General features: G+C 49.9%; 24 protein-coding genes and 1 tRNA gene. 3 read left to right on the top strand and 22 right to left on the bottom strand.

The features are described from left to right. Nucleotides 1-40: 40 nt before the first annotated feature. From IPK84_04895 to IPK84_04875, 5 genes are all read right to left on the bottom strand, one after another. A complete protein-coding gene (locus tag IPK84_04895; GenBank protein ID QQS15669.1) occupies nucleotides 41-595 on the bottom strand; it encodes an AAA family ATPase in 555 nt (184 codons plus the stop codon). Nucleotides 596-704: 109 nt separating this feature from the next. Continuing rightward, the gene (locus tag IPK84_04890) at nucleotides 705-1,859 is read right to left on the bottom strand and encodes a glycosyltransferase family 4 protein (GenBank protein ID QQS15668.1); all 1,155 of its coding nucleotides are present in this window, start codon (nucleotides 1,857-1,859) and stop codon (nucleotides 705-707) included. Between the two features lie 12 nt (nucleotides 1,860-1,871). Beyond that, nucleotides 1,872-2,531 (bottom strand): hypothetical protein, encoded by a 660-nt coding sequence (locus IPK84_04885; GenBank protein QQS15667.1) that lies wholly within the window; start codon nucleotides 2,529-2,531, stop codon nucleotides 1,872-1,874. A 9-nt stretch (nucleotides 2,532-2,540) separates the two neighbouring features. Further along, a complete protein-coding gene (locus IPK84_04880; protein ID QQS15666.1) occupies nucleotides 2,541-2,858 on the bottom strand; it encodes a PDGLE domain-containing protein in 318 nt (105 codons plus the stop codon). Next, complete coding sequence (locus IPK84_04875) at nucleotides 2,842-3,609, bottom strand: energy-coupling factor ABC transporter permease (protein ID QQS15665.1); 768 nt, start codon at nucleotides 3,607-3,609, stop codon at nucleotides 2,842-2,844. Before IPK84_04875 ends, IPK84_04880 begins: the two co-directional genes overlap by 17 nt. Before the next feature lie 161 nt (nucleotides 3,610-3,770). Here IPK84_04875 and IPK84_04870 point away from each other — a divergent pair. Continuing rightward, nucleotides 3,771-3,842 (top strand) — tRNA-Arg (locus IPK84_04870). 35 nt (nucleotides 3,843-3,877) lie between these two features. On the opposite strand, the gene IPK84_04865 is transcribed toward IPK84_04870, so the two are convergent. From IPK84_04865 to IPK84_04785, 17 genes are all read right to left on the bottom strand, one after another. Further along, nucleotides 3,878-4,798, bottom strand: coding sequence for an NAD(P)/FAD-dependent oxidoreductase (locus IPK84_04865; GenBank protein QQS15664.1), 921 nt, complete (start codon nucleotides 4,796-4,798; stop codon nucleotides 3,878-3,880). A 33-nt stretch (nucleotides 4,799-4,831) separates the two neighbouring features. Further along, the gene (locus IPK84_04860) at nucleotides 4,832-5,995 is read right to left on the bottom strand and encodes an NADP-dependent malic enzyme (protein QQS15663.1); all 1,164 of its coding nucleotides are present in this window, start codon (nucleotides 5,993-5,995) and stop codon (nucleotides 4,832-4,834) included. Between the two features lie 76 nt (nucleotides 5,996-6,071). Further along, the gene (gene murD / locus IPK84_04855; GenBank protein QQS15662.1) at nucleotides 6,072-8,600 is read right to left on the bottom strand and encodes a UDP-N-acetylmuramoyl-L-alanine--D-glutamate ligase; all 2,529 of its coding nucleotides are present in this window, start codon (nucleotides 8,598-8,600) and stop codon (nucleotides 6,072-6,074) included. Nucleotides 8,601-8,741: 141 nt separating this feature from the next. After that, nucleotides 8,742-10,340 (bottom strand): D-aminoacylase, encoded by a 1,599-nt coding sequence (locus tag IPK84_04850; GenBank protein ID QQS15661.1) that lies wholly within the window; start codon nucleotides 10,338-10,340, stop codon nucleotides 8,742-8,744. Nucleotides 10,341-10,438: 98 nt separating this feature from the next. Beyond that, nucleotides 10,439-11,428, bottom strand: coding sequence for a type I glyceraldehyde-3-phosphate dehydrogenase (gap, locus tag IPK84_04845; protein QQS15660.1), 990 nt, complete (start codon nucleotides 11,426-11,428; stop codon nucleotides 10,439-10,441). Between the two features lie 49 nt (nucleotides 11,429-11,477). Beyond that, on the bottom strand, nucleotides 11,478-11,813 hold the full coding sequence (locus IPK84_04840; protein QQS15659.1) for a hypothetical protein: 336 nt from the start codon (nucleotides 11,811-11,813) through the stop codon (nucleotides 11,478-11,480). Nucleotides 11,814-11,824: 11 nt separating this feature from the next. Next, nucleotides 11,825-12,754, bottom strand: coding sequence for a class II fructose-bisphosphate aldolase family protein (locus IPK84_04835; protein QQS15658.1), 930 nt, complete (start codon nucleotides 12,752-12,754; stop codon nucleotides 11,825-11,827). An 18-nt stretch (nucleotides 12,755-12,772) separates the two neighbouring features. Then, nucleotides 12,773-13,525, bottom strand: coding sequence for a triose-phosphate isomerase (tpiA, locus tag IPK84_04830; GenBank protein QQS15657.1), 753 nt, complete (start codon nucleotides 13,523-13,525; stop codon nucleotides 12,773-12,775). 64 nt (nucleotides 13,526-13,589) lie between these two features. Next, nucleotides 13,590-14,237 (bottom strand): hypothetical protein, encoded by a 648-nt coding sequence (locus tag IPK84_04825; GenBank protein QQS15656.1) that lies wholly within the window; start codon nucleotides 14,235-14,237, stop codon nucleotides 13,590-13,592. A 182-nt stretch (nucleotides 14,238-14,419) separates the two neighbouring features. Continuing rightward, the gene (locus IPK84_04820; GenBank protein ID QQS15655.1) at nucleotides 14,420-14,854 is read right to left on the bottom strand and encodes a hypothetical protein; all 435 of its coding nucleotides are present in this window, start codon (nucleotides 14,852-14,854) and stop codon (nucleotides 14,420-14,422) included. 16 nt (nucleotides 14,855-14,870) lie between these two features. Next, nucleotides 14,871-15,986: a DUF4921 family protein gene (locus IPK84_04815; GenBank protein ID QQS15654.1), complete on the bottom strand. Its 1,116-nt coding sequence runs from the start codon at nucleotides 15,984-15,986 to the stop codon at nucleotides 14,871-14,873. Nucleotides 15,987-16,040: 54 nt separating this feature from the next. After that, complete coding sequence (locus IPK84_04810; GenBank protein ID QQS15653.1) at nucleotides 16,041-16,829, bottom strand: glycosyltransferase family 2 protein; 789 nt, start codon at nucleotides 16,827-16,829, stop codon at nucleotides 16,041-16,043. A gap of 47 nt (nucleotides 16,830-16,876) precedes the next feature. Continuing rightward, nucleotides 16,877-17,287, bottom strand: a complete 411-nt coding sequence (gene ruvX / locus IPK84_04805) for a Holliday junction resolvase RuvX (protein QQS15652.1) — start codon at nucleotides 17,285-17,287, stop codon at nucleotides 16,877-16,879. 35 nt (nucleotides 17,288-17,322) lie between these two features. Then, nucleotides 17,323-17,676 carry a GFA family protein gene (locus IPK84_04800; protein ID QQS15651.1) on the bottom strand — a complete coding sequence of 118 codons (354 nt, stop codon included), beginning with the start codon at nucleotides 17,674-17,676 and terminating at the stop codon, nucleotides 17,323-17,325. An 84-nt stretch (nucleotides 17,677-17,760) separates the two neighbouring features. Beyond that, a complete protein-coding gene (locus tag IPK84_04795; protein ID QQS15650.1) occupies nucleotides 17,761-18,741 on the bottom strand; it encodes a virulence protein RhuM/Fic/DOC family protein in 981 nt (326 codons plus the stop codon). Between the two features lie 141 nt (nucleotides 18,742-18,882). Beyond that, nucleotides 18,883-19,224, bottom strand: a complete 342-nt coding sequence (locus IPK84_04790) for a hypothetical protein (protein QQS15649.1) — start codon at nucleotides 19,222-19,224, stop codon at nucleotides 18,883-18,885. After that, entirely contained in the window at nucleotides 19,221-19,934 is a 714-nt protein-coding gene (locus tag IPK84_04785) for a hypothetical protein (protein ID QQS15648.1), read from the bottom strand. Before IPK84_04785 ends, IPK84_04790 begins: the two co-directional genes overlap by 4 nt. A gap of 79 nt (nucleotides 19,935-20,013) precedes the next feature. Between IPK84_04785 and IPK84_04780 the strand changes: the two genes are divergently transcribed. Further along, nucleotides 20,014-20,797, top strand: a protein-coding gene (locus IPK84_04780) for an IS5 family transposase (protein QQS15647.1) whose coding sequence is annotated in 2 segments (ribosomal slippage) — nucleotides 20,014-20,277 and nucleotides 20,279-20,797 — 783 coding nt in all. Because the reading frame shifts where the segments join, the coding sequence is not laid out codon by codon here. A 232-nt stretch (nucleotides 20,798-21,029) separates the two neighbouring features. Continuing rightward, nucleotides 21,030-21,350 (top strand): hypothetical protein, encoded by a 321-nt coding sequence (locus IPK84_04775; protein ID QQS16268.1) that lies wholly within the window; start codon nucleotides 21,030-21,032, stop codon nucleotides 21,348-21,350. The last annotated feature ends 665 nt before the right edge of the window (nucleotides 21,351-22,015 follow it).

The raw sequence follows: 22,015 nt of genomic DNA, 5'->3' as shown, positions 1-22,015 counted from the left end.
AACAGCAAAAAACACCGTTTTCAACTTCTCAACGAAGCATTCAGAGCATGTATCTCATCACGGCATCAATACGCTCATGCAGTATGTCCACCGTGCTATCGTTCTCGATCACTCTGTCTGAAAGAGCGATGGGCATACCCTGATCAAGCCGTTTCAGTTGGGCGATATCACGGGATTCGGCTTCTTCTTGACCGAGCGGACGCTCCTTTCTCTGTGCAAGCCGAGCATACCGGACAGCGGGCGCCGCATGAATAGTAACTGTACAAAATTGATCCCCGAATCTCTTTTTCAACACTTCATACTCCGTCCAGCTATACAGGCTCTCAATAAGTACCAAGGGAACATCTCCCAGTCCTTCGATTCGTCTGACAATCTCTTGCGCATAGTAATCTTCGCCGAATGTGTCGCGCAGCTCCTCGCGAACCAGACGTTCATTCGCCTGCGTCGGTTCAAGCTTCCGTTTCCTCATTTCGTCGAATGTTATTTGACCGAAATATACCTTCGGACAAGAATATTTCTCCTGCGCATAGGAAATAGCCTCTGTCTTGCCACTTCCGGGCATGCCAAGGAATGCAATGCATTTTTTCCGTACCATAGAACCAGTTTGACAACAAGAAACCAAGAGGGTCCGATAACAGCACTTCTTACTATAAACCGATCTCCCCAGAAGAAGCAACTCCACCCCGGAGAAGCAGACTCATGAGCTAATAACGAGCAGCATCTCGAAACACGCCGAGTGTTTTCCGGGCAGCATCTGCCCATCTGAATTTCAGCGCACATTCCTCTCCTCGCCTTGCCACCTCATCTCGAAGTGATTTGTCCCGGAGCAATTCCCGCAGAGCGCGCTCGAGATCATCCGGGCGCAAGGGATCGACTAAAATGGCGCCGGCGCCGATCGTCTCAGGAAAAGACGACGTATTCGAGGCAATAACCGGAACGCCACACGCCGCCGCTTCGAGCGCGGGGAATCCAAACCCTTCATAAAGTGACGGAAAAACGAAAATACTTGAGAGAGTATAGAGTGCCGGTTTGTCATCATCACGCACAAATCCCGTAAGATGAATGCGCGAACGCGATGGAAGCGTGTCTATCGTCTCCAATATATTGCGACATTTCCAACCATTGGTCCCGGCGATAACCAGATCGTAGTCCAGTGCTTCACCATTCGCAACCAGAGAATCGAAAGCGCTGGCAAGCGACACGATATTCTTCCGGGGTTCGATCGTTCCGACAAAAAGAACGAAGCGGTATGGCAGACCGTATCGCCGCTTCACCTCAAGCAGCGCGGAATCATTCCGATCCATCCGGCGGAATCGTTCCGATATGCCGCTTCGTATAACATTCACCGACTTCGGAGATACGCCAATTGCTTCAATGACATCATCACCAGTCGATTGCGACACGGCGATTATTCTGTCTGCTCGAAGCGCCAGCCGGCGAAAATTCACAAACGAATGCCACAGTCGTCGTTTCCATGAGAATGTCTCGGAACAACGTTCGAAAGACACATCGTGTGCCGTGAGCACCACTCGCACTTTTCGAGAAAACGCCGCGAAATTCAAATTTGGCATGAAGAAGACATCGACATTGCCAATAAGCCGGTCAAGATGCGGAAAGCGGAAATACCAGAGACAGAAGTTCAATAGCTTGTTCGGAATTTTAAATGAAACGAGCCGGACATTCGGGAAGCGCCGATCCCAGTCAAGAGGACAATCCGGCAAGTTCCACGCACTCCAAAAAAGAACATACTCGTTCTCGCGATCCGTCGCAAAGAGATGTTCCAGCAATTCCAACGTATATTCTTCAACGCCTGTCCGTTTCCCTCCGATAAGGCAGCGGATATCAATCCCGATTTTCATGGAAACATTCGTTCAACCTTTCTTCGACTTGGCTGGCACAGCGCCATCCCAATACCACCGAAACAGCACCGAGAAGAATCCGAAAAAGACGCCCAGAGCGCCCGCTATCGCAAGCGCTCGACCCATATTCACCCGAGCATCATATATCGCCGGCGTCTCGCCGACCAGCGTAAACCATCCGTCTTCCGAACGATTCTGATTGAGCGATTCCGTCTCCCGATTAAGGACCTTAAATATCGCTGTTGCCACGCGCTTCGACGTTGCCTCATCACGCAGCGTATACCGAATACGAATTACTTGTGATGAAAGTCTCCCCGCATCAAACGAAACGCCTTCCGACACCTGCGCTTCGCTGAGGACATCACCAACAATTCTTGGAGACTCAAGCCATCGAACAACCGTATCCGCAAACCGCTCATCCGCCTGCAAACGATAGAAGTCATCATATGAGTATTCACTCGTCGCACGAATACCCGACCGCGCAACATTCATTGTAATTTCCGCTCCGTATCGAACTGGCTGCAACGCACATGCAACGAATCCAATGGCGATGAAGAGTGCGACCGTTCCAAGAAAAACCATCCGATATCGATGAAACAAAAGGATGAACTCACGCAGATCCATAACCGTAGTTGTTGTCAAATGAATTGAACGCTCTGCAAGACTCCACATTCCTCTTCTTCATTTTTGCCGTCTTCGCAGGATAAACGCGGGGAAGAAAAGTACTCTCCCAAGAAACAAGAGTCCAAGAAAAACAATCCCGGTGCCGAGAATCCTTGCCAACGATATTAACAATACGCCATTTCGCATTCCGACGAACGAAAAAGAATAGTCGGTAAGTGGCGCCGAAAATAGCACAATTCCCCGATCGAGAAACCCGTGGACCTCAGCGACTTTTTCCAATCCGTCCGGAGAAGAGGAAGCGATGAGAGACAACATGCCCCCGACGCCCAGAGCAACACCGAAGAGTAATGCCCATGTATTATTCTTTGGCAACATAGTCGTCCATCTCATCAGAAGCCGGTCTCTCAAGAGCAGAAAGCGAAAATCCGCGATTTAAAAGGAACGCCAGAATAAATACAGTTATCACTCCCTCCGCGAATCCGATCACGATATGCGCGAGTGTCATAGCAGGGAGCACGACCGAGAGCGGCCCGGTCCCGGAGATGGCGATTTCAAGAGAAACGGCGACAGCCGCCGCAATAACCGACATCCATGCCGCCACAAATGCGTTGCGCAGAAACTGCCGTTTCACATCTTTACCCTGTGACAAAAAGCGAAAGAACGCATACCCGCCAAGCCCGCCGACAATACCCATATTGAAAATATTCGCTCCGAGCGCAAGTATTCCGCCATCACCGAATACCATTGCCTGCACAATCAACACTACCGTGAGGACCAGGAGCCCCTCAAGCGGCCCCGCAACCAGCGCGGCAATCACTCCGCCAATCACATGACCGGATGTCCCACCGCCTATGGGAAAGTTCACCATCTGCGCCGAGAAGATAAGCGCGCCAATCGATGCCATACGCCACATTTTCTCTCGCCCTCTTTCTGAGAATTGCCGTCGGATACTAAAAGCAGATGAACTTCCAAAATCCGGAAATGTAGCGAGCTTCGCACGCAAAACCGGCACCTTCTCCAAGAAAGTTGACCGCACCTTGCTTGCCGCAAAGACAACAGCGGCGGCAGCCGCACCCAAAAGACTCCCCGCTGTCCCATTATTCAAAAACCCATCAGGAAGATGCATAGATTTTCAACACTACAAACTACAACTAAAAAACTCCCCATCACTACTCCAGTATACCCAGGAAGACTCCGAGCCACAATCCCGCGCAGCTGTTTGACTCTCCGGCAAATATGCCCTACAACAAGAGAGGGCGGAGCTTCGTTCGCCGTTTGAAATTTTTTGTCTCGATAGCTCAACGGATAGAGCACTGGTCTTCGGAACCAGGGATGGGGGTTCGATTCCCTCTCGGGACACATCTCAAAAATCCCGCATTCAGCGGGATTTTTAGTTACTTCGCTCCCTGGCGCTGGAGGTAGTCGAGAATGCTCTTTGCGGCGATGGCTCCTTCGGAAGCGGCGGTTACAATTTGGCAGAATCGATTGGAATTGGTTGTAATGTCGCCCGCTGCCCAAACGCCCGGTACACCAACACTTTGATCCGGCATCGTCTCAGCATATCCTCGCTCATCGAGCTTTGCGCCGATATTGGCGAGAAGTTTCGTATTCGGCGCAAGCCCGATCTCGACAAACAAGCCGTCTGCCGAAAGCGTTTCACTTCCTTCGAACGGCGTATCCAGGAGCAATGATTCCATTTTTCCGCTCCCGCGAATTTCTTTTACATTCGTTCCGAAAATAACCTTCACATTCTTTTTGGAGAGAAGAAGATTCTGCCAAAATTTTTCCGCGATCATTGCCTTCTCTCGGACAATCACAAAGACTTCGGAGCAGAGATCGGCAAGGTAGACCCCCGCTTCGGTCGCACTGTCTCCGCCGCCCACAACTGCCACGCGCTTTCCTTTGAAAAAGAACCCGTCACATGTCGGACAGAACGACACGCCTTTTCCGGCAAACTCTTGTTCTCCGGGGACGCCAAGGTGTCGATGCTTTGTTCCCGTTGCCACAAGCACGGTCTTTGCCCGGAACAGCTTCCCGGAAGCGGAAACTTCGAAAGCATCCCCTTGCCTTTCAATGTGTTCCACGGTAAGCGGCAAAATCTCGACGCCATAGCTCTTCGCATGTTTCTCAGCACTGTCCGCAAATGCCTGTCCGCCAATCGCTTCCGTTCCGAGCCAATTCCCCACATCAAACGTTTGCGTGAGAAGTCCTCCGGCCACTTCGCCAAGAATCACGTGTTTTATACCATAGCGGGATGCATAGACGGATGCGGAGAGTCCCGCCGGACCCGCCCCGATAATAATGAGATCGTACATAGAGGTAGAGAAAATAATAAAGAATGAAGAGGGTTAGGAATGAAGCGGCTTTTTCTCCCGGATAGCACTCGCAACCGCCGGAACGACACGCTTGTCAAAAGGCGATGGAATAATCATGTTCGGTTTTGGCGACACAACCAACTTTGCCAACTTCTTCGCCGCAACCACCAACATCTCATTCGTAATATCCCGGACACGATGGTCGAGCGCGCCGCGGAATATCCCCGGGAAACCCAATACGTTATTAAGCTGATTGGGGAAATCCGATCGGCCGGTCGCCACGACCAATGCCCCGGCTTTCTTTGCTTCATCCGGCATGATTTCCGGCACAGGATTTGCGAGTGCGAACACAATGCTCCGCTCCGCCATAGAAGCGACCTGCGCACATGTCACCGTCCCCCCTTTCGATACACCTATAAAAACATCCGCGTCGAGCAATGCCTCGTCAAGACCGCCTGCGATATTTCGGGGATTTGTTTTCGCCAAAAGAACCTGTTTGGGAACATTCAAATCATCGCGATTCTTTGAAAGAATCCCTTTGCTATCAAGGAGGATGATATCCTGCGCACCGCCCAAAAGGAGAAGCTCAGCAATAGCGTTCCCCGCAGCGCCCGCACCTGCGATAACAATACGCACAGACTCAAGATTCTTCTTCGCTACGCGAAGCGCATTGAGAAGCCCCGCCAAAACTACCATTGCCGTCCCGTGCTGATCATCGTGAAAAACAGGGATATCAAGCAATTGCTTGAGTCTGGACTCAACTTCAAAACAACGCGGCGCAGCAATATCCTCAAGATTGATTCCGCCAAATGTGTGAGCTATACGGGCAACCGTCTCAACGATTTCATCTACGTCTTGCGTCGAGAGCACGATCGGAAATGCATCGACATTTGCAAACGATTTGAAAAGCATCGCCTTGCCCTCCATCACCGGAAGCGCGCCAACAGGTCCCAAGTTCCCCAGTCCCAAAACCGCCGAGCCATCCGACACCACTGCAACCGTATTGCGCCGAATCGTATACTCCCGTGCCTTTTCCGGAAACTTCGCCACATAAGACGATACCGCGCCAACGCCGGGAGAATAGTACACGCTGAGGTCGGCCGGCTTTTTGACTCTTGCTTTCGAAACCACTTCTATCTTCCCCCGCAACTTCTTGTGCGCAAGCAGAGCGCGCTGTTTTATATCATCTCTTTCCATACGATTTTCTTCAGAGGATTTTCTTTATGTCCGTACAGTGTACCACTGGAAATATTCGAGATCAATTCGCGCCGCTTCAAGAAATATCCTCGCCAAATTTCTTCACCAATCGTTGGAACTCATCGCCTTTTTGTTCAAAGTTTTTCCAGAGAGAATAGCTCGGCGAGGCCGTTGAGAGAAGACAAATCGAACCGGGCGGTGTTTGCTTATAGGCAAAACGGATTGCCGCTTCCATATTGTCTGTTTCGAGCACAGTGAGACCTTCGAACGAAGAAAGTATCCGCTTCCCGCTCTCCGGAAACAAGACGATATTTCTTACGCCGCACGCGCGAATAGTTTGCTCCAGTTGGCGAAAATCATACCCACGATCTTCGCCGCCCAATAGAATTGTCGAGACGTTCGGAATCGCTTCGAGTGCCGCTTCGGTCGACTCCGGCGTCGTTGAGATCGCATCGTCATAGAATGTGATGCCGCGAAATTCTCCCACGCGCTCCAAGCGATGCGGAAGCGGATTAAATATCCGTATCCCCTCTCGAATAGCTTCCTCAGAAATACCAAGAAGGCGAGCCACTGAAACCGCCGCGCGGATATTTTCCGCATTGTGCGCCCCCAAAAGTTTGGTTTCGTATGTTTCACATCCTCTTCCACTCTTATGAATCGGGATTGGTCTCCCTTTTCCTTCACGTACCCACTCGGAGAGCTTCGGATTCGTTTCATTGTATACCGCGAAGTCCCGATCATTTTGAAATCGCACGACGTTACGCTTCGCCTCATGATACGCATCAACGCTTCCGTGATAATTCATGTGGTCGGAAAAGAGATTGAGCAGAACGGCGATATGAGGAGAGTACTCGACATCGTCCAGCTGATAGCTGGAGAGTTCCGCAACAATAATTGTGGCCGGATCAAGCGGGGTGTCGAATGCCGAAAGAAGCGGTTGTCCGATATTTCCAAGAAGCAGCGATTTCCGTCCCGCAGTGCGCAGGATGGCATTGATGAGAGAGGCGGTCGTACTCTTCCCTTTTGTTCCTGTCACGCCAATCGTGAGATTTTTTGTCTGAGAGAAAAATATATTCGTCGCCGTCGTATAAGGGATCGTCACGAGCCGCTTCGGCATGCCGGGCGTTTTTATCGCCACATCATATTCCTTCTGACGGTCGAGATAGGAGTCATCCGCACTCTTGTCCGCGATGCCGATCGGGAGATGCGGCAGATGCTGCTTCAAATACCGCTCGGTTGATTTTCCCTCGTTACCATATCCGAGAATGAGCGCATTCTTCGCGCCCGCAAAGAGAAACCGTGCCGGAACCGTCTCCGCTCGAAAGAACCGCATACTCTCTCGAACCAACTGCTCCGGATGGTCGACACTCGAAAGAAATGTTTCCGAAACGCGACTCGTTCCGAATCGCTCCCGTGAAAGAAAGAGCGCCGCCCGAGCTTCTTCGAACGTACCCACGCAGTCAAACGGCTTCATCGAGCCGAAGCCAAGCACATCGCCAAAGAGAGAAAGAAGAGCCTCATCATCAAGCATATTCTTCCCGAAGATGCCCACGAGCGCTTCCTTTTTAACAAACGCCGAAAGCAAGAGAAAAACAAATGCGCATTTTGCACACTCGCCACACCAGAGTGTCTCCGGACGATGCTTTCGCACTCTGAAGCTCCGATTACAGCTTGAGAACAGCGAGAAATATCGATCATATTGAGAAAACATTTCAGCAACCCGAATTTCATAGAACGGACGAAGCAACGAGAAGTACACGATATCCGGCGATAGAAATTCTCGCGCGTATTCCTGAAACATTGTCTCGAATTCAACCGACTTGCTCCACTGGTGATTCACCGTCTCTCCGAAATAGTCAACATTGCCGACATTGCTGCTTCGCTCATTTCCCACAACAACATACCGGTAGCCACAGAGGGCCGCCGCTAAATACCCCGTCCATGCAACCATCGCCGAAAATGGCACATGTCCGTTGTATGACCCCTCATATCCGTCAAAGACTTTCCGGTCGAGCACGTGCCGCACCTTCACTGTTGGCAGTGCCATTTCTTCAACAACTCTCTCCACCAGCGGAACCGGCTCACCGGTCTCAAATATAAACGCGCTCGTCGAAACATTCATCTTTTTGAGAAGCTCTCCGGCAACGATAGAGTCTTTTCCGCCGCCGATACCAAGAAGCGCCCGATCTTCCACATCGACCGCAAAACTCCCCGGCGAAAGACTTCTATCAAATGGGAAATTTATTCTCCCGCGCGGATCAATGTTGTTTCGAAAGAAGAACTCGCCCAGTCCTTTGCGGTAAACAGTATTCCAAAACACCGCCTGCTTCTCCGAAAGCGCATGGGACACTTCAATATCAACGGGACACGAGAGCTTGTAATAGCTCACGCCAAGTGCGATATGCACCCCGCGCAACACCGCATCGATCAATGACTCCGAAGCGCGCATTGTTTCGGGAAGCTCAGGGAAAAAAAGTTCATCGATAAAGATCATCGGCTCCCGATTCTCAAATTCCATCCGATACGTAAAAGACGCTCTCTTTTCTTCGAGAGAAAACGCGTACGAATCAAACACAAATTTCGTCGCCCTCGTCCGATCCGCCATAGTGCTAAGGAATATGTCAATATCCCAACCATACCTCCAAAACCCCCTTCAAATCAAGCTGGGATCCGGCCAGAAAATGAAACAAAAAAAAGCGTTATGAACACGCTCCCATTCTTGTTCGCTCTGTTAAGAGGACGTTCCCTACCAAAACCGTTCCAGAAGCCCTCCGGTGCGGCGCAGCACGGTTCCGTATCGATTCCCTGTGTATTCTCCGCTGTCAACAGCGATCTTACCATTGACAAGAACGAATGGGATGCCGGACGGATACTGATAGGGATTCTCCGAGGTTGCATGATCCTCGACTTCGTTCGGATTGATCACGACGATATCGGCGTGATTTCCAACCGCGATCGTGCCGCGTTTCTCGATGCCTGCTTTCGCTGCCGGCTTGCCGGTCATTTTATGAATCGCTTCTTCCCAACCGAGAAGCTTTCGCTCACGGACATAGCGGAAGAGCACCCGCGGGAATGTCCCGAAACATCGCGGGTGAATAGACTCGCCTGTTCCTGAATAATTCGCCGGGTACCCGGTTCCATTTGTACTGACAATGGAAAACGGGTGACGAAGCCCCTTCTCAATATTCTCTTCGGAAAGCGCGTCGAGCGATACGATAGCTCGATCATCCGAAGCAAGGAGCACGTCGAAAATAACATCTTCCGGCGACTTCCCTTGAGCGTGCGCCATTTCCAGCACGTTAGTACGCGTAATCATTTTGTTCAGCGAGGAGAGCGAGAGCACTGCCGAGGAGTAGTCGATGTGTTCCTCTCGGAGGTCATGAATCGCCTCGGTCCGGATGGCGGGATTTCGCAGTCGCTCGAACATCATCTTTTTTCCGCCATCGGTTATCCAAGTGGGAAGAATCGTGTAGAGCACGGTTGCGGTGGACCGATAGGGATAGATATCAAATGATACGTCGACTCCCTCGGAATCGGACGCGTCGAGAAGATAGAGTGCGCGCTCCATATGATCCCAGTATCGCTTCCCGACTGCCTTGAGATGCGAGATATGGAGGCGGACACCCGAGCTTCGTGCCATAGTAATCGCTTCTGCAATCGCTTCCGGAAGTTCCTTTCCTTCGCTCCGCAGGTGCGCCGTACAGAATCCGCCGTATTTCCCGACTACTTTCGCAAGTGTCGACAACTCATGCTCTGTTGCATGGCGCCCGTGCACATATGCCAGCCCAAGAGACATACCGAGCGACCCTTCACGCATCGATTGCTTCAGCATTCTCTCCATACCGGCAAGTTCGGCCGCTCGGAGCGGGCGCGACTCATCATGCACGAAACCGCGCCGCAATGTCCCGTGACCCAAGAGTGTCGCGAAATTAACCGAGAGATCCCTGCGTTCGACTTCCTCCAAGAATTCTTTTGTCGACAGCCAATTCAGGTTGAGGTTCCGAATATCGGTCCATTTCTGAATGGACTGCAGCATGGATTGATCCGTCAAAGGCGAAAGAGAAGACCCACAATTCCCGCCGACAATCGTCGTGATTCCCTGCCTCACAAGACTCTCAAGGTCGGGATTCAAAAATATCTGCCAATACGTATCCGAGTGATTGTTAATATCCACAAATCCGGGCGCGACATACATGCCCTTGGCATCAATAATTCTCTCGGCTTGTTCGCCATTCAGATTACCGATCGTCGCAATCAATCCTTCCTTGATCCCGATATCGCCCGCAAACTCGCGCGCACCCGTCCCGTCAAGCACCGCTCCGTTTTTTATGATGATATCGTACATACGACTTTCTTTTGTTTGATTGTCTGCTTTCTAAATATCTACCCAAAAGCCGGCACAAGAAATGGAAATTCAGGAATTCTCTACAGCGAACGACAACACTACACCATCATCGTCATATCGGCGAGTCGTTCGGAATAACCCCACTCATTGTCATACCAGGCAACCACCTTGACGAGATTGCCGCCAACCACCTTGGTAAGCGAGAGATCCACCGTCGACGATGCCGGATTTCCGATAAAGTCCGAAGAGACCAGAGGCTCGCTCGTTACCTCAAGAATGCCCTTGAAGCGATCCGTTTTGGACGCCACTTCCAGTGCCGCATTCACCTCTTCCTCTGTCACGTCGCGACTGAGCACAAAGGTAAAGTCCGTCAAGGATACCACCGAGGTTGGCACACGTATTGCCAGACCATCGAATTTTCCGCGTATTTCAGGCACGACTTCCCCAATGGCAATCGCCGCGCCCGTCGTCGTCGGCACGATATTCTGCGCCGCAGCTCGCGCCCGGCGCAAGTCTTTGTGCGGTCCATCCTGCAGGTTTTGATCAGCCGTATACGAGTGCACGGTCGTCATCATCGCCTTCTCGATGCCGAATGCTTGTTGCATCACCTGCGCGACCGGCGCAAGACAGTTGGTGGTACACGAAGCATTTGAAATAACCTTCTCGCCCTGATACGCATCGTCGTTCACTCCCATGAGGTACATCGGGATATCACTGCCTTTCCCCGGTGCCGAGAGTATGACTTTCTTCGCGCCTGCCGTAATATGTTTCTCGGCCGCCTCCCCTTTTACAAATCGCCCCGTGCACTCCAGGACCACATCCACCCGCATATCACCCCAGGGCAGCTTCTCCGGATCCGGCTCGGACAATACCGGAATATCTTGGCCATCCACCACTAGCATACCCTCTTTCGAAGAAACCGAATGAGAAAACGTGCGAAATGCTGTATCGTGTTTCAAAAGATGCGCGAGTGTCGCCGCATCCGAGAGGTCATTCACAGCCACAATCTCCGCATCAGCCCGTTCCGACAGAATCCGAAATACCGTCCGCCCGATCCGCCCAAACCCGTTAATTGCAATTCGTTTCATAAAAAGAAATTTAATTCTCGTGAAAACCCGCATGGAACAGAAAATCCGCTTACATTTTTCGATACCTGTACTTCAACCAGAGTCCGGCAATCGTGGACGAAAGAAGGTAGTACGCCACAAAGGTAGCCAACGAACTAATTAGAGCCAAAAACCAACCTAATACATTTGGAGATGGAATAACTTCACTAGGACCCAGCACATCAAAGCCACTATAAAACGCTATAATGGTAAGCCAAAAGATCTGGAACAGCGCTGGAGAGAAAAGACCTATCTTACCTGATGCGTCAGAATCATGAAAAATAAGCGATACCGCAATAATTGATACTATGTTCACAACAATAATCGTTGGAAAAATAAGCAATAATGCAAGCTTTCTTTTTGTCATAACGCGTTTATTTATTCCCCCTGGATATTCTCTGCGATCGGATCAAGTTGGACGTCGTCACTGTGTGACTTTCTCGCATTGCCCTTCGCCTTTCCTGCCGATCCGAAAGATTCGATTTTTTTCCATACCGCCGCTTCGGCACTTCGCCGAGCCGCGCCGAGCGCCTTTCGGATATCCGTCTCATCGCCACCTGCGAGGGTCTGCGACAACTGACTCAAAAAACTCAGCCGGATCGCCGTATCGACATTGAAACACGACACGCCGAGCCCGATCACTTTGGATACGCGATCTTCTTCCCAGTCCGATGCCCCATGAAGCACGATCGGCACACGGACACATCTGCGAAGTTTTTCGAGACGCGCATAGTCCGGCTCGGGACGCTCCGGGAAAAATCCATGGGCATTTCCGATAGCGATAGCCAGCGTATCGATACCCGTTTCCTCGACAAACCGGCACGCCTCTTCCGGATCCGTCATGTATTCTTCCCAGACAATCGTCTGCGTTGATGCCTCTCCGATATAAGGAACACTGCCGAGCTCGCCCTGTACGCACACATCTCGGCCATGACACAAATCGACGACTCGCTTCGTCATCGCGGCATTGTCGATATATTTCTTGCGAGAGCCGTCGTACATGACCGATGTGAAGCCGATATCAACCGCCCGCTCAACCAGCTCATAGCTCTTACCATGATCAAGATGAATGCCAACGGGAATATTCGAGTAGTAACACTCCGCGAGGTCGCGCACCAAATGATAAATCGCTCGCCCCCCGGCATAGTCCAGCGTCTTCTCCGTCATCTGCACAATGACCGGAGACTGGAGTTCGGACGCCGCGTGGAGAATCGCGTGCGTTGTTTCAAGATTCACCGTATTAAAAGCGCCCACGGCATATCCGCCTTCCTGAGCCTGCATCAGAATGTCCTTTACGTTTGCTATCATATGCATTCCCTTACCGAATTATTCAGACTTTTTTCCTTCCTTCAAAAGAAGGCTCGCAATCTTCACTATCTCTCTCGGCACAAGACCTTCCCGACCAATCAGCACGCCGGAGAGCCCGGAGGTATGGAAAATATCCTCCGCCCGCCCCGCCGATACCGATCCTCCGTAGAGAATCGGGAGCGCATCCGCGCTTTCTCGGTCAAACAGTTCTACAACAGTGCGACGAATCGCAATCAGTACTTCCAAAATTTCATTCGAGGAAGGAGTGTGGTCGGCGCCGATCGCCCAGCGCGGTTCATACGCTATGATAACACGCCTGAATGCTTCCGGAGAAAGACCGGCACACACCGATTCGATCTGCCGGCGTATCACAGCAAACGTCTTTCCGGTCGCCCGCTCCGCCGCCGTCTCACCGACACAGAGTATCGGTTGCAGAGTATTTCGCAAACAAGCAGTCAGTTTCTTCGCTATAATATCATCCGTTTCACCGAAGAATTCCCGCCGTTCACTGTGCCCCACGATCGCATATGAAATTCCAAAATCAGAAAGCGAAGCCGGCGACACTTCACCCGTATACGCTCCCCGGTCTTCCCAGTGCACATCCTGCACACCAAGTGCCACGCTTTTTGGTAATTTTTTCTTGAAATCCCCAAGAAACGGAAACGACGGACACAGTATCATGCGCACATCCTTCTTGCTCTTCAAACCCTTTAGCTCCTCCGCAAGCGCCGCACAATACTCGGTATTTTCCTTTTCCGAGACCAGTTTCATTTTCAGATTAGCAACAAGATAATGATAAGTCACAAGAAATGTTCTTATTCATTTTATTAAGCCCCTATTTCCTTCTCAAAAGAACATAGAAAACAGCCATCACGAAAGCCACTATCAAAGACGAAATTATGGGCACAGAAATATCTTCAAAATTTCCTCGAACAATAAAAAGGAAGGAAAATCCCAATAAGAAAGGTATCCCCGATACAAGAACAAGCATCATTCGATCGTTCCTTCTCTCTACTGTACCAAGAATGAATTTTTTCTCAAGAGGAGCTTCCAGCCAAACCTGGAAGTCTTGTAAGACTTGCTTTACATCATATCCGTAAACGTCAAGATCATTAAGAGTGTCCGATATACGCTCTTTTCCTTCAACTTTAAACATAGCAGATAGCGGCGGAATAGCTAACGACTCCAACAAACTAAATTTCTTCGAGTGAAAATCCTTTTGATCGGGATGTATATAATTTAGTGATCGAGGTATATATACTGTTCTATTAGAAAATTCGAAAAGATAAAAGAACGATAGAACTATTCTCCCAAAGAAACTGACTGTATATTTTTCCGGAAGAATCATCAGTTGAATAGGTATGCCTACTGTCTTACTGAGATCTTGAACATGATAAAAGATAACGTTATCCCGTTTCGGAATAATGACCTTAAAAAAGCGAAACTGAAGCACTATTGAGTCTCTGGAAACAAGTACTTTCATAAAAACCCTCTTAAAGATACCTATCTCTAACCGTCCCACATCAAAAACCGAAAAAAACAGTACATCCTTTCAATGCTTCCGCAAGTGCGCCGAGATACTCCAGGTTTTCAGCCTTCGATACCAGCTTCATTTTCAGATTGGCAACCACATACCACATAGATGTAGAAATGAAACATAGAAAACTAACAAGATACACTCCGAAAGGTAGAGAGGTAAATGATGACCATAAGCACACACGCCGAAGATATTGATATCCATGCCGCTTCATCTCTTTTACTCACACGACGAAGCATACTATACACAAATCCGGCAGATGCATAGCTCAAAACAAGATATGCTACGCTTGTTGAGAGAAAAAATATCCAACTCTGAATACTTTCACCCTCAACCTCGGAAATACTCTCAAGAATATTCTCTCCAATGGGAAGAAATCCTCCACACAAAAAGTTGTACACGGGAAACGGCAGAAATATGATAATAAAAAACCACAAAATCCATTTCTTTGCATTTAGCAAGAGAAATTCTCGAGGAGATTCTCGAGTAATAAAAAACAATGCCCATGAAAGAATCCCTGCAATAAAAAGATAGAGCCCACTAAGAAGAAACAGGAGATCCATACATTTCTCCGAGAACTTAAGAAAGCATACCACGTAAATACTCCGCTGCTTTTTCGGGTTCAATGGAAGAGACTTCAATGCCGGTCGAGAGTTCGAATCCCGCCCAGATGGATGTCTTCGGCAGGATCTCGATGTGCCAGCCGTAGTGTGGATAATCCCGTCCATCACATGGCGCTGTATGAAGATAGAAGTTGTATGACGGGTCATCAAGTCCGCGATATATCGAGAAGAGCGCCGCGCGAAGTGCTTCACCTAACAGAAGTTTCTCCTCATCGGTTATCCGCTCGAAGTACGGCGATGATTTCTTCGGCATCACCCACACCTCAAATGCTGCACGGGACGCATAGGGACAGAACGCTACAAATCGGTCATTCTCATACACTATCCGAGTTTTCGCATCGCACTCATACTCCGCCATTACGGAATACACTTTTTTCTTCGTGCTGCGAAAATACGCCTCCGCGCCTTTGAGTTCCAACTGAATATAGGGCGACACGACCGGTATCGCCATGAGCTGCGAATGCGGATGCGGGAGCGACGCGCCAGAAGCCTTGCCGTGATTGTGAAATATCTGAATATAGTTCACACTCTTTTTCTTCATGAGCGAGAGATATCGGTCCTGGTAAGCATCGAGCACCTCAGCCACCTGCCACGATTCCATGGTCGCCAGTTGATTGTAGTGATCGCGCGTCACGAAGAGTTCATGATATCCGGAACCCGTCATCGAAAAATACGGGCCTTCGCCCATCTGTCGCGGCACTTTTCCGCGCGAAAACGCCGGATACTTGTTCGGGAAAACCCGAAGCGTCCAATGGTCATCTCCCGACGCATAGATCAAGACGTCCTTCTCCTGCCCGGTCGCTTCCGGATTCTCAAAGGGACAGTGCTCGATACCGACATCGCTCGCCTCGTGATCATGATGCGCAAACTCATCCGGACGTTTGGCTCGCCCCGTCGCAATAACCACCCAGTCCCCCGTCACAATATCCTGCCGCAATTCGGACACGGGACGCGCCGAGTTCAGCGCACTTTGTTCTGATTCGTTGTAAATATCCTTGTCCACGGTTTTTGTTTTATACTTCAAAATTCTCCGCTCGAAATTCCGTCCGCAATCTATCACTTCTTGCGACAAACGCTCATTCTCCTGCTGCTGTTCTCGGAAAAATAAGCAGTGATTGTCTTCACTTTAGTTCCCGGCTTCTGCCTTCTTATCTTCAGGCACATACGCACCAAGCCGATAGGCACCGGTCATAAGCCGCCACTTTGTCTTAAAGAGGTCGATCAACACTTGTATAAAACCATTCGGCCCGAAGAGACCGCCCACAGTCGAACCCTCTTCATTGAGCCAGCGCACCGGGAGTTGTTTCACTTTGAATCCGAGTTTGTGCGCCAAGATAATGAGTTCGTAGTCGAAGCCGAACCGATCTACCACCATGCGACTTGCGATCGCGTCTGCAGCGCGCGCCGAAAGCATCTTGAACCCGCACTGCGTATCCGGATATGACCAAAGTCCCAAGACGATACGAATCGCCCAGTTACCCATGTCGCCCATGATCTCGCGATACCGCGGCTGATGCACCTGCACGAAAGCTCCCTCGATATCTCTCGATCCGATCACGACATCATTTCCCTCTTCGATGGCTGGCAAGAAAGTTTCCAAATGCGTAATTGCCGTCGATCCATCCGCATCCATAAAAAGACGATATTCACCCTTCGCTTCGAGGAGTCCCTGCCGTACCACATACCCCTTGCCATGATTCTCCGGGTTATCAATCACGCGAATGTGGTCGACATGGAGCGCATAGTTCCGCGCGATCTCCGCCGTATTATCCGGCGATCCGTCCACCACGACGAGGATTTCATATGTGAGATCTTTCTGTTTAAAGTACTTGCCGATTTCCAAGAGTGTCGTTCCAATGCGGTCACCCTCTTTGTATGCCGGAATAATGACCGAAACGAAAGGCTGTGATTCCATAAAAAATAAAGGGAAGAGAAATTATACCCCTGAACACTCTCAGTGTATCACAATTCCCCCTTCCCCGCGAGAAAGCTCTCAAGAATAATCCGCGCCGCTTCACGATCGTCTTGAGCATCGAGATGCCCGCGGACACCGCGCTCAATCAGCTCGGCACGAGCCATTTTGGTTGTGAACATTTCATTCTCGTAGCGGATCGATACGCCAAACCGCTCGGCAAGCTGCTTCCCCAGCTTCTCCCCGCCGTACTCCACTCGCTCGCGATTCACATGCGACGGAATGCCGATTACGACTTCCCGCACCGAACGCTCCTCGAGAATACTCCCGAGCGCATCAATCAATCGATCGTCATTTGGCAGCGTCACGAGAGAAAAAGCCATTTTCGTCTCCGAGTCGGCGATTGCCACCCCCACCTTCTTCTCCCCCCAATCGATACCAAGATATGAGAATATTTCCATAGAATTCACGCTCTTTGTTTCTTGACAGAAAATGTTTACAATGACTTTCCGTCGAACTCCTTGATGCGAAGCGGCTTCAAGTCAAAGTCATCAAGACACCGAACATTGACTGCTGCCATCTCCGCGCCGTCATGCCCCTTGCCGAAGCCAAATGCCTGAATGCCGCACGTCTTGCAAAAGAGATGTGCAATACTCTTGTCGCCAAATCGGTAATCCGACAAATTATCCTCGCCAGAGAGCACTGTAAACTGAGCCTTCGGAAGGAATACCAGCAAAAGCCCCGCGCGCTCACAGCGCGAACAGTTGCACGAGAGCGCCTCTTCTATCTTATCCATCTTCATCTCAAACTTTACCGCCCCGCACTGACACCCGCCCGTATACGTTTTCATAGAGTTGCCATTAAAGATCAAAAACTACCGATTTTCTATCAGAAGAATACCACGCCGAAACACAAAGCTTATTGAGAGACACTTTCATGACGGCTTTCTTAAAAGTAAGAGCACGAGACCAATCATGCGATCCTTGTCGCTCGGCTTCGACTCGGCAATGAGAAGTGCGAGCGTCGTGAGCGTTTCGGGCGTAATCGCGCGAGTGAAATCAATTCCCGATTTTCGCAAAAACCACACGAACGAAAAAGCTCCCGCACGTTTATTGCCGTCGGTAAAAGGATGATTCTTGATCACAAAATACAAAAGATGCGCAGCTTTTTCCTCTACCGTTTCGTAGGCGTCTTTGCCAAAGACAGCTTGCATGACATTCCCCAGAATTCCCTCCAAAGATTTGGAATATTTTTCCTGCGCAAAGAGCTCCGTCGCCTCGCCCTTCCCCGCAAGATCTTTCTTCAAAAGCTCGACATCCCCATACAATTCATCCGCCGTGAGTGTCACGTTTTTCTTGGTAGAGCCGGTCCGTGGCAATCCCGCCTCGTCATATGACCGCAAAGAAAACCATGTCCCCGAAAAGGCTTTCACGAGTTCCAAGATATCCTCCGTGCCAACTTTCGTACTGCCGGAAGAAAGCGCCTTTATATCTTCGATAGCCCGCAAGAACTCCGCCTTGTTTCTTGCCAAGACATTCTTATTCAAAGTATAGCCCTGAGTAATATGCCGTTTGAGTGTTCTGGTCGCCCATTTCCGGAACTGTGTCGCTATTTTCGAATTCACTCGATAGCCAACAGAGAGAATCATGTCGAGATTGAAGTGTTCTACTCGATATGTTTTCTTGTCTCTGGCAGTTGTTGCAAAAAATGCAACAACTGAATCGCGCATCAGCTCTTCTTCCTTGAAAACATTGCGTATGTGCCGCGATATCACGGATTTATCGCGACCAAAAAGGAGCGCGATCTGATCCAGACTCGCCCATACAGTCTCTCTCGCAACATCCTCGCGAAGTTCGATACCACCATCCTTCGCCTGGTAAATCGCTAATTTTTGTTCTTTTAACGGTGTTTTCATAGCGAACTTCTCAACATCTTTATGTCTGGATTATTGTTTACTTTCTATTCATACTACACCATTCTTCCCATTCCTCCAAGCCAAAAAGAAAACCCCGCCACCTTTCGGAAACGGGGTTGTTGAGATCAGAAATCGAAATCCTTATTCAGAGAGCGACCACAGTGTGTGAACCGTATTGCCTTCGCCATCATCCTGGCTGGCGGAGTCATAGTACAGTTTCACGCAAGTGCCATTCTCCCTTGCCGACAGGAGAGCGTCTCGCCACGAAATAATGGCGGATTCCGTCGGCCAGTCATAGTCGGGATTGGCGATCAGAGCATGATTCGCAAGTCCCGAAACACCCCAAACGCGCATGATCGTATGTCCATCCATATTGATCTTACAATTAGCATCCGGACAATATACCATATCGGCAGACCATGCCGGTTTGGAGAGGATCCCTACAAAAAGCAGGGCTGTTTGAATCGCCTTCTTCACTTTCATTTCACATGCCTCCTGTGCCTGTCATGCCTATGTCTGTTAATCATCATGATGAGCGCCGGGTCCATATGTTTATTTACCGGGTGACTACTCTCAACGATCACGACGTTGCCCGAGGCGCATATCGCATTCCCTTCGAGACACGCCGTCAACATCCACGGACCCAGCCTGATAAACGAAACACCCGGGAGCGTTCCGATAGCGCTTCCCCCTTCGGGTATCGCGCCGACTTGGAATGTTCCCAGCGAGACTTTCCCTATCCCGAAAGGAACTTCCGAAATGAATACCTCGCCGGATACCGGGGATGAAACTCCTCCGGCATTCCCGATGCTAATGGAGATATCCGGACGGTCATCGGTAAAGACATGTCGAGCACCGCCTGCAAGAGCAAGACCGGTTATCGACAGATTTGGCGGAACAGGCGCCTTCACATTCACCAATAGCGTCATGCAGTCATCCGTCTCGTCCGTCTCGGCAATATCGCCCGTGAAATCGGCGCATGCCTTGATCTCGTGGACACCGGCAGTCGCAATACCTCCGGGGACCAAGAGAGATTCCGTCTTGCTCATGCCTCCTCGCATATTTTCCCGACGAATCTGATTCTGTCCAACAAGTCTTCCATCGATGAAATAGCCGATGTAGACATAGTCGGGTCCGAAGTTCTCGCCGAGATTTGCCGTCGTGGAAGAAATGCTGAAAGATTCGTTTGTCAAAGGGTTTCCGACGATGCCCTCAGAACCTGTTTACAATCTTCTGGTACACTGAGGACATAATCCTCAAACCAAAAGAACCATGTATCCAAGCGACATAACCCGAGAACAATTCGAACACATCAGACCATTTCTCGAATCAACCAGGAAGAGAACCAAACCAAAGACACTTGATTCCTATGACGTATTCAACGCTCTGCTCTACATTCTGGTCACGGGTTGCCAATGGAGGGCACTTCCCAAGGATTATCCAAAATGGCAGAGTGTCTATCGACACTTCCTTGTCTGGAAGGAACGAAAAAACAAACAGACAGAGAGTATGCTTGAGCAAGTCTTAAAAAAAATTGGTCGAACAAGAACGTATGAAAAATGGCAAACAATGCAAAACCAGTTTCTGCATCGTTGATGCTCAAAGTGTCAAGAATACAGATACGGCTCGAGAAAAAGGTTATGATGCAGGAAAAAAAGTTTCCGGTATCAAGCGACATATTCTCGTTGACACCAACGGATTGCCGCATGCGTTCACGGTAACCACTGCTAACGTCACTGATCGAAATGGAGCTATCCAAGCCGTCAAGGCAAACAAAAAACACCTTTCACGGGTGGAGAAACTCTTGACTGATGGTAGTTATACCGGAGAAAACTTCGCCAAAGCGATCAAAGCATGTATCGGTGCGGAAGTGGGAGTAGCTAAACGAAACGAATTGCATACGTTTGCCGTTCTTCCTCAGCGCTGGGTGGTCGAGAGAAGCTTCTCCTGGCTGGAGAAATGCCGAAGGCTCTGGAAGAATTGCGAACGGACACTGGATTCGAGCTTACAGATGATGGTTTTAAGTTTTGCTCGATTGTTGTTGAAAAGATTGTAAACAGGTTCTCAAGACTGATCACTGTCGTCGCAAGATTCGGATTGCTCACCACCGTGAACCGAACCTCGTCATGACAGTTGTCACCTTCGTCGGATTCGGTAATTGCTTTGTCTTCGCCGCTCCCGTCCGTATCCGCGCACGCGGTAATATTGAAGGTTCCCGGATACTCGAAAGCGGGGATGATTTGGTAGACTCTTCGGGATTGCCCGGTCGCTAAATCTTCCATGCTCTCATGTCCGAGGTTATCGGGATCGTGATCGCGGTAGTTTCCCTTGGAAAGATAGCACCGATTCGCCCAAGTGCCCCACGCTCCGGCTTCTCCGATGTTTTTCACCTGGATATTGCAATAGCTTCGTTCTCCGATATGGATTTGGGAGAGTTGGGGACTGTCACGGTTGTCTTCTCTCACGAGGGAGAGTTCGTGGACGATGAGGTTGGGAAGGTCGCCGGAGTGTTTGCCGCCAGTGATGGGAGGGGGAGCGGGAGATTCAGATCCGCCAGCACCATCAGCATTAACTGGACAATAATGGTTATCTGGCAATCGAACAGTTGACATCGTATCAAAGTCATACAGTGACCAACCTTCTCCTCCTTGGCACGAACTATCAACCCCAAACTTCCAACAGAGCAAAAACCTCGAGTTAAGACGGGAGCACATAGGATCGGAACTTGAATAAAGACTCCGAATAAAAGTGCTCGGATCATACCATTCGTCCTTTATAAAACCACAGGACGTATAGCCCGCATATATCCAGTCAGAGCCACATTTCTTACCATTTCCATAGGATCCCTTATGGATTCCTGTGTGCACATGCTCTGACCATCCACCATTTTGAGACGACGTCCCAACCTCTCCCAAGACATCCCCCTTGCTAACCTCGTCACCAACCTTCTTCGTAAAGGAGTCGATGTTTAGGTGTCCGATTATCGATACAACTTTTTCACCACTAGCCAAAGTATGTTCAATAATATAAACACCGCCGTAACCATCTGCCTTTCTCGCTTCCTTTACAATTCCATTGGCAATTGCTTTCACCTTTGTCTTTGCCGATGCTCCGGCATCTTCTCCCAAATGCCACGCTTTTACGCATGTTCCCCAATATGGGTTGCAACCTACGGCATAATCATCCAGCGGAAAGCGGAAGCTATCAGCAACATTGTAAGCATAGGTAGCGCTGGAAAATATAACTCCAGCAACAAACATCAACCAAGCAAGCA

The organism is Candidatus Moraniibacteriota bacterium (assembly GCA_016699875.1).
GTDB lineage: Bacteria > Patescibacteriota > Minisyncoccia > Moranbacterales > UBA1568.
Note: the sequence above shows the minus strand (reverse complement) of the source record. Positions and strands in the feature narration are given on the sequence as shown.